Source organism: Plasticicumulans sp. (genome assembly GCF_035331805.1).
Lineage (GTDB): Bacteria > Pseudomonadota > Gammaproteobacteria > Competibacterales > Competibacteraceae > Plasticicumulans.
This window is the reverse complement of sequence record NZ_DAOLKE010000010.1, coordinates 18,154-29,000: the sequence shown is the minus strand read 5'-3', so window position 1 is coordinate 29,000 and position 10,847 is coordinate 18,154. Positions and strand designations below refer to the sequence as shown.

Below are 10,847 nucleotides of genomic sequence, written 5' to 3'. Positions count from 1 at the left end.
AACACCCGCGGCTTGGGTAGTCCGGACATCGCAGCCTCCCTGCCCTGCGGCGCTTTGGAGTGTGCAGTGCAGCGTAGCGAGGCCGGTTGCGGCTGTCGCGCCTGCGACCCGCCTCACCTTGCCGGATCGTAACCCCCGCCCCGCCCCGCCCGCCGAACCCCCGCGCACCGTCCGGGGTCCGGACGACACGGCTGCCGTGTGCCCGCGCACGGTCCGCGTCGAACCGGCCGACGACATCCTTCCAGTGCCGGCCCCCCAGCGAGCGAGGAATTTCCGCATGTCCCACGAAAACGCCAAGCAGCAGGATCTGGCCCGCGCCACCACCGACGGCCGGGCGCCGATGAGCACGAATCAGGGCCAGCCGGTCGGCGATGACCAGAACTCGCTGAAGGCCGGCGGGCGCGGGCCGACGCTGCTGGAGGATTTCCTGCTGCGCGAGAAGCTGCAGCACTTCGATCACGAGCGCATCCCGGAGCGCGTCGTGCATGCGCGCGGCGCAGCGGCGCATGGCTTCTTCGAGGTCTACGACGATTCGCTGTCGGAATTCACGACCGCGCAGGTGCTGACCGATCCGTCACTGAAAACGCCGGTGTTCGTGCGCTTCTCGACCGTCGCCGGCTCGCGCGGCTCGGCCGACACCGCGCGCGACGTGCGCGGCTTCGCCGTGAAGATGTACACGCCGCAGGGCAACTGGGATCTGGTCGGCAACAACATCCCGGTGTTCTTCATCCAGGACGCGATCAAGTTCCCGGACCTGATCCACGCCGCCAAGGCCGAGCCGCACAACGAAATCCCGCAGGCGGCGACCGCGCACGACACCTTCTGGGACTTCATCTCGCTGACGCCCGAGGCCATGCACATGATCATGTGGGTCATGAGCGACCGGGCGATCCCGCGCAGCTACGCGCTGATGGACGGCTTCGGCGTGCACACCTTCCGGCTCGTCAATGCCGAGGGCGTTGCGCACTTCGTCAAGTACCACTGGAAACCCAAGCACGGCGCGCACTCGCTGGTCTGGGACGAGGCGCTGAAGCTCGCCGGCGCCGATCCGGACTTCCACCGCAAGGACCTGTGGGAATCGATCGAGGCCGGCAACTGCCCGGAATGGGAACTGGCCGTGCAGATCTTCGACGAGGCGACCGCCGCGCAATTCGATTTCGACATCCTCGATGCCACCAAGATCGTGCCCGAGGACCTCGTGCCGCTGCGCCGGGTCGGGCGCATGGTGCTCGATCGCAACCCCGACAACTTCTTCGCCGAGACCGAGCAGGTGGCGTTCATGACCACCAACATCGTGCCCGGCATGGACTTCACCGAGGACCCGCTGCTGCAGGGGCGCAATTTCTCCTACCTCGACACGCAACTGTCGCGCCTCGGCTCGCCGAACTTCTCCGAACTGCCGATCAACCGGCCGCTCGCCTGCGTCGCCAACCACCAGCGCGACGCGCACATGCGCCACACCATCAACAAGGGCCGCGTCGCCTACGCACCGGCCTCGCTCGATGGCCACGATCCGGCGGCCACCGGCGCGGCCGATGGCTTCCATTCGCACGCAGGCGCGCTCGAAGGCCGCAAGCTGCGCGAGCGCAGCCCGAGCTTCGCCGACCATTACGGGCAGGCGAAGCTGTTCTGGAACAGCCAGACCGCGGTCGAGCGCGCGCACATCGCCAAGGCGCTGTCCTTCGAACTAAGCAAGGTCGCGACGCGCGAGGTGCGCGTGCGCATGCTCGATCATCTGCAGCAGATCAATCCGGTGCTCGCCGCGCAGGTCGGCCGCGCGCTCGGCGAGACGGCCGGTGACAGCGCCGCAGCCGTGCCGCCCTCGGCAGCGAGCGACAAGGCCGACGAGATCGCGATCTTCGCCTCGGCCGTGTCGCCGACCTCGGCCTCGGGCCGGCTGCAGAGCACGCGCGGCCTGAGCCTGCTCGACGGCAGCCAGCCGGCCTCGGCCGCCGGGCGCAAGGTCGCGGTGCTCGCCGCTCCGGGCAGCGATGCCAGCCAGATCCTGTCGCTGCGCTCGGCGCTCAGCTGCGCCGGCGCGCAGGCCATGGTCGTCGGCCCCCACCTCGGCCCGCTGACCGGCGAGATCGCGGCGATGGCGACCTTCGCCAACAGCAGCTCGGTGCTGTTCGACGCCGTGTTCGTGCCGGGCGGCGCCCCCGGCGTGCAGCAGCTGACCGAGATCGGCGAGGCCCGGCGCTTCCTCGACGAGGCCTACCGCCACGGCAAGCCGATCGGCGTGCTCGCCGAAGGCCGGGCGCTGCTGGCCGCAACCCAGCTCGGCACCCTGAGCGGCCTCGCGGCCACCGCCGCCTCCGGCAGCAGCGGCTCGCCGGCCGCAACGCTCGAAGCCCAGGGCGTGCTGATCGCCGATGGCAGCGACGTGGCCACCGCCGTCGATCGCTTCGTCGCCACCCTGGCCCGCCACCGCTTCCCGGACCGGCCGCTGGCGGCACAGATCGCGGCCTGAGGCGGCGGCATGCGGAAACCGCCGGGCGCCCGCAAGCCGCCCTGACGATCCGGCGGCGACCTGCCGGCGCAGAGGCGGGACAATGGGGGCAGCTCGCAGGATGGCCGAGGGGCTGAAAAGCGAGGCGTTCTGTTGGGATCGGTATCCTGTGCTGGCAGTGCTGATGGAAGGCGTCGGCCGCAGACAGCAGAAAAGCCGGGCTGCGCGCCCGGCTTTTCGGGTCTGACCCAGCGCGGGGTCTGCATCGGCGGCAGCCGGGAATCGTCCCGCACCGCCCTGCCCGCGCCGGCACTGCAGCGGATCAGCCCGCGCCGGTCATCTCGTCCCAGAACTTCTTGACCTTGTCGAACCAGCCGCTCGACTGCGGCGAGTGCTCGTGGCTGCCCTCGCCCATGCTCTCGGCGAACTGTTCGAGCAGCTCGCGCTGGCGGGCGGTCAGGTTGACCGGGGTTTCGACCGTGACCTTGCAGAGCAGGTCGCCCTGCAGGCCGCCGCGCACCGACTTCACGCCCTTGCTGCGCAGCCGGAACACGCGCCCGGTCTGGGTTTCGGAGGGAATCTTCAGCGCCACGCGACCGTCGAGCGTCGGGACTTCCATCTCGCCGCCGAGGGCCGCCATCGTGAAGCTGATCGGCACCTCGCAGAACAGGTCGTTCTCCTCGCGCGTGAAGATCGGGTGCGGCTTGACGCGGATCTGCACGTACAGGTCGCCGGCCGGTCCGCCGCCCTCGCCGGCCTCGCCCTCGCCGGACAGGCGGATGCGGTCGCCGTTGTCGACGCCGGCCGGCACCTTCACCGACAGCGTCTTCTGCTCCTCGACGCGGCCGTGGCCGTGGCAGTGCTCGCAGGGGTCCATGATCACGACGCCGCGACCGTGGCAGCGCGGGCAGGTCTGCTGGATCGAGAAGAAGCCCTGCTGCATGCGCACCTGACCGACGCCGTTGCAGGTCGGGCACTGCGCGGGCTTGGTGCCCTTCTTCGCGCCGCTGCCGTTGCAGTGCTGGCAGCCGACCAGCGTCGGCACGCGGATCTTGGCCGTGGTGCCGAACACGGCCTCTTCGAGCGTCAGGTCCAGCATGTAGCGCAGGTCGGCGCCGCGGTAGGCCGAGTCGCGCCCGCCGCGTCCGCCGCCGCCACCACCGGTGAAGATGTCGCCGAAGATGTCGCCGAAGATGTCCGAGAAGTTCGGTCCGCCGGCCCCACCCGGACCGCCGCCGCCGGGGCCGCCTTCGAGGCCGGCGTGGCCGAACTGGTCGTAGGCCGCGCGCTTGCGCGCATCGGACAGCGACTCGTAGGCGAACTTGACCTCCTTGAATTTCTCCTCGGCGACCTTGTCGTCGGGGTTGCGATCCGGATGCAGCTTCATCGCCAGGCGGCGATAGGCCTTCTTGATCTCGTCGTCGCTGGCGTTCTTGGCGACGCCGAGCACTTCATACAAATCACGCTTGGACATCGGCACGATCCGTCGGGGCGGCGGGCGGGTGCGGAACCCGCCTCAGGGACACGACAAAAGCCGGGCGCCGGGGAAAGTCCCGACGCCCGGCCACACACGCACGGCTCAACCGGCGAGCTTACTTGCGATCCTTCACTTCTTCGAACTCGGCATCGACGACGCCGTCCTCGGCCGGCTTCTTCGCACCGGCACCGGCGGCGCCTTCGGCTCCGGCCTCGGCCGAGTACAGCCGGGTCGCGAGCTTCGAGGACAGCTCGCCGAGCGCCTCGGTCTTCCTGGTGATCACGTCCTTGTTGTCACCCTTGGCCGCGGTGCGCAACTCCGAGATTGCCGATTCGAGCGCGGCGCGCTCGGCCGGCTCGACCTTCTCGCCGAGGTCCTTCAGCGTCTTTTCCGAGGCGTGGATCAGGTTGTCGGCGCCGTTACGGGCATTGACCAGCTCGTGGAACTTGCGGTCCTCCTCGGCGTGCGCCTCGGCGTCCTTGACCATGCGCTGGATCTCGTCCTCGTTGAGGCCCGAGCTCGCCTTGATGACGATGCTCTGCTCCTTGCCGGTGGCCTTGTCCTTTGCCGAGACGTGCAGGATGCCGTTGGCGTCGATGTTGAACGTCACCTCGATCTGCGGCACGCCGCGCGGGGCCAGCGGGATGTCCTGCAGGTCGAACTTGCCGAGCGACTTGTTGGCGTGCGCCTGCTCGCGCTCGCCCTGCAGCACGTGCACGGTGACGGCCGTCTGGTTGTCGTCGGCGGTCGAGAAGGTCTGCGTCTGCTTGGTCGGGATGGTGGTGTTCTTCTCGATCAGCTTGGTCATGACGCCGCCGAGCGTCTCGATGCCGAGGCTGAGCGGGGTCACGTCGAGCAGCAGCACATCCTTGACCGTGCCGCCGAGCACGCCGCCCTGGATCGCCGCGCCGACGGCGACCGCCTCGTCGGGGTTCACGTCCTTGCGCGGCTCCTTGCCGAAGAAGGCCTTGACCGCCTCCTGCACCTTCGGCATGCGGGTCTGGCCGCCGACCAGCAGCACGTCGTCGATGTCGCCGACCGAGACGCCGGCATCCTTGAGCGCCGTGCGGCACGGGATGATGGTCTTCTCGATCAGGTCCTCGACCAGCGATTCGAGCTTGGCGCGCGTCAGCTTCAGGTTCAGGTGCTTCGGACCCGAGGCATCGGCGGTGATGTACGGCAGGTTGATCTCGGTCTGCTGCGCCGAGGACAGCTCGATCTTGGCCTTCTCGGCCGATTCCTTCAGGCGCTGCAGCGCCAGCGGGTCACTGGCGAGGTTGATGCCGGTGTCCTTCTGGAACTGCTCGACGAGGTAGTCGATGACGCGCTTGTCGAAGTCCTCGCCGCCGAGGAAGGTGTCGCCGTTGGTCGAGAGCACCTCGAACTGCTTCTCGCCGTCGACATCGGCGATCTCGATGACCGAGATGTCGAAGGTGCCGCCGCCGAGGTCATAGACCGCGATCTTGCGGTCCTTGCCGCCGGACTTGTCCATGCCGAAGGCGAGCGCCGCCGCGGTCGGCTCGTTGATGATGCGCTTGACCTCCAGACCGGCGATGCGGCCGGCGTCCTTGGTCGCCTGGCGCTGCGAGTCGTTGAAGTAGGCCGGCACCGTGATCACGGCCTCGGTGATCGGCTCGCCGAGATAGTCCTCGGCGGTCTTCTTCATCTTCATCAGCACGCGCGCCGAGATTTCGGGCGGCGCCATCGCCTTGCCGCGCGCCTCGACCCAGGCGTCGTTGTTGGAGTTCTTGACGATCTTGTACGGGACGAGATCGATGTCCTTCTGCACCTCGGCGTCGGTGAAGCGGCGGCCGATCAGGCGCTTGACCGCGAACAGCGTGTTCTGCGGATTGGTGACGGCCTGACGCTTGGCCGGCTGGCCGACGGTGATCTCGCCGTCTTCGAGGAAGGCGACGATCGACGGCGTGGTGCGGTCGCCCTCGCTGTTCTCGATGACGCGCGGCTTGCCGCCTTCCATGATGGCGACGCAGGAGTTGGTCGTGCCGAGGTCAATGCCGATGATCTTGCCCATGATGTCCTCTCTGAAGGGGTGCGCTGGCAGGCTGGGGCTGCGGTTCGGTCTTGCGGGTCGCGGCGACCCGCCGCTGTTCGCGGAAATGGGGACGCGGGCCGGCGCTTCAAGCGTCCGCGGCACGCGAATTGCGCGAATCACATGAAATGTTCATGCCGCCGTCACGGCGCCTTCGCGACGATGACCTTGGCCGGGCGCACGAGGCGCTCGTTGAGCACGTAGCCCTTCTGCACGACCTGCACGACGTGGTTCGGCTCGACGCCGGGCACCGGCGCCATCGCCAGCGCCTCGTGCTGCTCGGGATTGAACTTCTGGCCGGCCGGGTCGATCTCGACCAGCCCGAACTTGGCCATCGCCGCGGCGAGCATGCGCAGCGTCATCTCGCTGCCCTCGCGCAGCTTCGCGAAGTCGGCGCCCTCGACGGCGGCCTGGATGCCCATCTCCAGGCCGTCGCGCACCGGCAGCAGCTCGGCGAAGAATTTTTCCAGCGCGAACTTGTGGGCGTTGGCCAGATCGCGCTCGCTGCGCCGGCGCAGGTTGTCCATCTCGGCGCGCGCGGCGAGGAATTCGTTCCAGTGCGCCTCGGCCTTGGCGCTGACCGCGGCCAGCTCGGCGCGCAGGTTCTCCAGTTCCTGTTCGGGGGTCGCGACCGGCAGCTCCTCGTGCGCGGCCGGCGCCGGCTGCGCCTCGGCGGCGGCGGCGGGATTCGGGGTCGCGGTGATGTCTTCCTGGCTCATGCGGATGGCTCTCCGGTAAGGCGGGCGACCGTGCGTGACGGCCGGTTTCGGCAGCAAAGGACGCCCGCACGCGCCGCCGCAGGACGGCGATGCAGGCATACGGGCTCGGTATCTGGGGGGTCAGGCCTGGGAATTCAAGGCCGCCGACAGCAGCTTCGCGGTCACGTCGACGAGCGGCACGACGCGCTCATAGGCCATGCGCGTCGGCCCGATGATGCCGAGCACGCCGAGCGTCTGGCCGGGGCAGCCGTAGGGCGCGGCGATGACGCTGCATTCGTCGAGGACTTCGTAGCCGGATTCGTCGCCGATGTAGATCTGCACGCCGTCGGCGCGCAGGCACTGGTCGAACAGGCCGAGCAGGTCGCGCTTGTGCGTGAAGGCCTCGAACAGGCCGCGCAGGCGCTGCACGTCGGCCAGCTCCGAGAAGCCCATCAGGTTGGTCTGGCCGGCGAGCACGAAGTCATCGGGCAGCTCGCGCGCCTCCGGGCTCAGCGCCTGCTCGGCCATCTCGGCGACACGCTGCAGCAGGTCGTTGGCTTCCAGCTCCGCGGCCTGCAGCTCGGCGAGCAGCTGCGCGCGCACCTGCTGCAGGTCGTGGCCGGCGAACAGGCGGTTCAGGTAGTTCGCGGCCTCGGTCAGCTCGGTGCGCGTGTAGTCGCGCGAGACGTGCAGGATGCGGTTCTGCACCTCGCGCTCGTTGACGACGATGATCGCCAGCACGCGCCGCTCCGACAGCGGCAGGAACTCGATCTGGCGCAGCGTCACCGAGTCACGGCGCGGGATCATCACGATGCCGGCCATGTGCGAGAGCCCCGACAGCAGCGTCGAGGCCGACTGCACGAGACCGTGCGTGCTGTGCGCGCCGCGCAGCTCGCGCTCCATCGACTGCACGGCGGCGTTCTCGAGCGGGCGCACCTGCATCAGCGTGTCGACGAAGAAGCGGTAGCCGCGCACGGTCGGCACGCGCCCGGCCGAGGTGTGCGGCGCGCGCAGGAAGCCGAGTTCCTCGAGGTCCGACATGACGTTGCGGATCGTCGCCGGCGACAGGTCCATGCCGGTGTTCTTGGCCAGCGTGCGCGAGCCGACCGGCTGGCCGTCCTCGATGTAGCGCTGCACCAGCGCCTTCAGCAGCAGCTGGGCGCGATCGGACAACTGGCTGGCGGGTACGGGCTGACGGGCCACGGTGCGTCTCCGGCGGCGATTGGCACTCAGGGCCGTAGAGTGCCAAACAGGGTCAGCTAATCAGCCCCGGCGCGGGGTGTCAAGGCGATAGGTCGGCGCACCGGGTGCGTGCGATCATAGCCCGCACGCGCTTCCGGAAGGCCCGCACGATGCCCTATCTCTTCAGCACCATCGGCCTCATCGGCAAGTACAACGACGCGAGCGTCGCGCCGACGCTCGACCAGATCGCCGGCTGGCTCAGGCAGGCCGGCCGTCGCGTGCTGCTCGACGAGCAGAGTGCCGCACACGTGACGGTGCGCGGCCCCGAGGTCGCCACGCGCCGGCTGATCGGCCGGCAGGCGGATCTCGCCATCGTCGTCGGCGGCGACGGCACACTGCTCGACGCTGCGCGTGCGCTGGTCGACTTCCAGGTGCCGATCGTCGGCGTCAACCTCGGCCGGCTCGGCTTCCTGACCGATGTGTCGCCGAACGAGATTCCGGCCGGCCTCGACGAGATCCTGCAGGGGCGCTTCCGCGAGGAGCTGCGCCTGATGCTGCACGCGCAGGTGCTGCGCGGCGAGCAGACGCTCAGCGAGGCGATGGCGCTCAACGATGTCGTCGTGCACAAGCGCGACGTGGCGCGCATGGTCGAGCTCGACACCTTCCTCGACGGCCAGCTGCTGAACGCCTACCGCTCCGACGGCCTGATCATCTCGACGCCGACCGGCTCGACCGCGTATGCGCTGTCCTGCGGCGGCCCGATCCTGCACCCGGCGCTCGAAGCGCTGCTGGTCGCACCGATCTGCCCGCACACGCTGACGCACCGCCCGATCGTGGTCGGGGCCGACGCGCAGATCGAGATCTGCGTGCGCAACACCACGCACACGCAGATCACCTGCGACGGCCAGATCAGCCTGCCGATCGAGCCGGGCGACCGCGTCGTCGTGCGCCAGAAGCGCCGGCGCATGCGCCTGCTGCACCCGGTCGGTCACGACTACTTCGAGCTGCTGCGCGCCAAGCTGCGCTGGGGCGTCAACCCCGAAGGCGCGACCTCGAACCGCTGACGGCGGCGCGCCCGCCACGGGCTTTTCCAGCCGCTTCCCGCTTCCCGCACGCCTCCTGCCCGCGCTTCCCTGCTGCCGATGCTGACCCAACTCTCCATCCGCGATTACGCGATCGTCGAAAGCCTCGAACTCGAATTCGGCCCCGGCATGACCACGGTCACCGGCGAGACCGGCGCCGGCAAGTCGATCATGGTCGATGCGCTCGGCCTGCTGCTCGGCGACCGCAGCGACGCCGCAGCCGTGCGCACCGGCACCGAGCGCGCCGAGATTGCCGCGCGCTTCGATGTCGAGCGCCTGCCGGGGGCGCAGGACTGGCTCGCCGAGCGCGAGCTCGACCTCGAAACGCATGAATGCGTGCTGCGGCGCACGATCGGCCGCGACGGCCGCTCGCGCGCGTGGATCAACGGCTCGCCGCTGCCGCTCGCGAGCCTGCGCGAACTCGGCGAGCGGCTGGTCGACATCCACGGCCAGCACGAGCACCAGTCGCTGATGCAGCGCGACGCGCAGCGCGCGCTGCTCGACGCCCACGCCGGCCTCAAAACCGAACTCACCGCGCTCGGCGCCGCCTTCCAGCACTGGGCGCGGCTGCGCCGGCGCATCGACGAACTCGCCCAGCGTGGCGCCGAGCGCGATGCGCGCCTCGACATGCTGCGCTACCAGGTGCGCGAGCTCGAAGACCTCGCGCTCGGTGCCGACGAACTGCCGCAGCTCGAAGAGGAGCACGCCCGCCTCGCCAACGCCGGGCGGCTGCTCGACACCTGCCGCCAGGTGCTCGATGCGCTCTACGAAGGCGAGCCGGTCTCGGCGCAGGGCCTGCTCGGCACGGCCGCCGACCAGCTCGGCGAGCTCGCCGGCATCGATGCCGCGCTCGCGCCGCTCACCGAGCTGGTCGGCTCGGCGCTGATCCAGGTGCAGGAGGCCGCCGACGGACTGCGCCGCTACCTCGACCGGCTCGACCTCGACCCGCGCCGGCTCGGCTGGCTGGAAACGCGGCTCGGCGAGATCAGCGCACTGGCACGCAAGCACCGCCAGCGCCCCGAGGACCTGCCCGGCCTGCTCGATGCGCTGCGCGCCGAACTCGACGAACTCGAACACGGCGAGCTGCGCCTCGACGAGCTGACGCAGGAGCTGGCGAAGGCCGAGACCGCCTACCGGCGCATCGCCGATCAGGTCGGCGCCGCACGCGCGGCGGCGGCGGTGACGCTCGGCGAGCAGGTCGGCGCGGCGATGCACGAGCTCGGCATGCCGGGCGGGCGCTTCGCGGTCGAGCTGCAGCCGCTCGAACGCCCGACGCCGGCCGGGCTGCAGCAGATCGAGTTCATGGTCAGCGCCAACCCCGGCCAGCCGCTGCGCCCGCTCGCGAAGGTCGCCTCCGGCGGCGAGCTCGCGCGCATCTCGCTGGCGCTGCAGGTGATCACCGCGCACGGCGCGCAGATCCCGACGCTGATCTTCGACGAGGTCGACACCGGCATCGGCGGCGGCGTCGCCGAGATCGTCGGCCGGCGGCTGCGCGAACTCGGCAGCGGCCGGCAGGTGCTCTGCGTCACGCACCTGCCGCAGGTCGCCGCGCAGGCGCACCGCCATCTGCAGGTGCACAAGCAGACGGATGGCGAGAGCACCGCGACCCGCGTCATCGCGCTCGATGCCGAGGCCCGCGTGCAGGAGATCGCGCGCATGCTCGGCGGCATCGACATCACCGCCCGCACGCTCGCCCACGCGCGCGAGATGATCGCCCGCGGCCAGGCCTGAAACCCCGCCCGCGCCGCCACCGGCGCGGCATCGACGGCGAGCATCCGCACCGGCGGCGCGAAACTGCACCGCCGCTCCTGCCGTTTACCACAATTAATTTAATGCTATTAACATTCGGATGAATTAATGTACAGACAGGCGACAGCAATGCTGGCACGCGCAGGCATTGCTGTCGCCG

At 69.8% G+C, this 10,847-nt stretch carries 7 protein-coding genes; 3 read left to right on the top strand and 4 right to left on the bottom strand.

Going from position 1 to position 10,847, the window contains the following annotated elements:
* Positions 1 to 277: 277 nt before the first annotated feature.
* On the top strand, positions 278 to 2,470 hold the full coding sequence (locus PKE44_RS01960; protein ID WP_324547979.1) for a catalase: 2,193 nt from the start codon (positions 278 to 280) through the stop codon (positions 2,468 to 2,470).
* 301 nt (positions 2,471 to 2,771) lie between these two features.
* Here PKE44_RS01960 and dnaJ read toward each other — a convergent pair whose 3' ends face one another.
* From dnaJ to hrcA, 4 genes are all read right to left on the bottom strand, one after another.
* Positions 2,772 to 3,923 (bottom strand): molecular chaperone DnaJ, encoded by a 1,152-nt coding sequence (gene dnaJ, locus PKE44_RS01955; protein ID WP_324547978.1) that lies wholly within the window; start codon positions 3,921 to 3,923, stop codon positions 2,772 to 2,774.
* Between the two features lie 118 nt (positions 3,924 to 4,041).
* Positions 4,042 to 5,958 (bottom strand): molecular chaperone DnaK, encoded by a 1,917-nt coding sequence (gene dnaK, locus PKE44_RS01950; RefSeq protein WP_324547977.1) that lies wholly within the window; start codon positions 5,956 to 5,958, stop codon positions 4,042 to 4,044.
* Positions 5,959 to 6,119: 161 nt separating this feature from the next.
* Positions 6,120 to 6,695: a nucleotide exchange factor GrpE gene (grpE, locus tag PKE44_RS01945; RefSeq protein ID WP_324547976.1), complete on the bottom strand. Its 576-nt coding sequence runs from the start codon at positions 6,693 to 6,695 to the stop codon at positions 6,120 to 6,122.
* 120 nt (positions 6,696 to 6,815) lie between these two features.
* On the bottom strand, positions 6,816 to 7,877 hold the full coding sequence (gene hrcA / locus PKE44_RS01940) for a heat-inducible transcriptional repressor HrcA (protein ID WP_324547975.1): 1,062 nt from the start codon (positions 7,875 to 7,877) through the stop codon (positions 6,816 to 6,818).
* Between the two features lie 149 nt (positions 7,878 to 8,026).
* On the opposite strand from hrcA, the gene PKE44_RS01935 reads away from it, so the two are divergent.
* Positions 8,027 to 8,920 carry an NAD(+) kinase gene (locus PKE44_RS01935; protein ID WP_324547974.1) on the top strand — a complete coding sequence of 298 codons (894 nt, stop codon included), beginning with the start codon at positions 8,027 to 8,029 and terminating at the stop codon, positions 8,918 to 8,920.
* Positions 8,921 to 8,998: 78 nt separating this feature from the next.
* Positions 8,999 to 10,669 (top strand): DNA repair protein RecN, encoded by a 1,671-nt coding sequence (gene recN, locus PKE44_RS01930; RefSeq protein WP_324547973.1) that lies wholly within the window; start codon positions 8,999 to 9,001, stop codon positions 10,667 to 10,669.
* The last annotated feature ends 178 nt before the right edge of the window (positions 10,670 to 10,847 follow it).

Bases quoted from the DNA above. Each gene is read 5' to 3' on its own strand.
- PKE44_RS01960 (WP_324547979.1), top strand. From the start codon at position 278: ATGTCCCACGAAAACGCCAAGCAGCAGGATCTGGCCCGCGCCACCACC.
- dnaJ (WP_324547978.1), bottom strand. From the start codon at position 3,923: ATGTCCAAGCGTGATTTGTATGAAGTGCTCGGCGTCGCCAAGAACGCC.
- dnaK (WP_324547977.1), bottom strand. From the start codon at position 5,958: ATGGGCAAGATCATCGGCATTGACCTCGGCACGACCAACTCCTGCGTC.
- grpE (WP_324547976.1), bottom strand. From the start codon at position 6,695: ATGAGCCAGGAAGACATCACCGCGACCCCGAATCCCGCCGCCGCCGCC.
- PKE44_RS01935 (WP_324547974.1), top strand. From the start codon at position 8,027: ATGCCCTATCTCTTCAGCACCATCGGCCTCATCGGCAAGTACAACGAC.
- recN (WP_324547973.1), top strand. From the start codon at position 8,999: ATGCTGACCCAACTCTCCATCCGCGATTACGCGATCGTCGAAAGCCTC.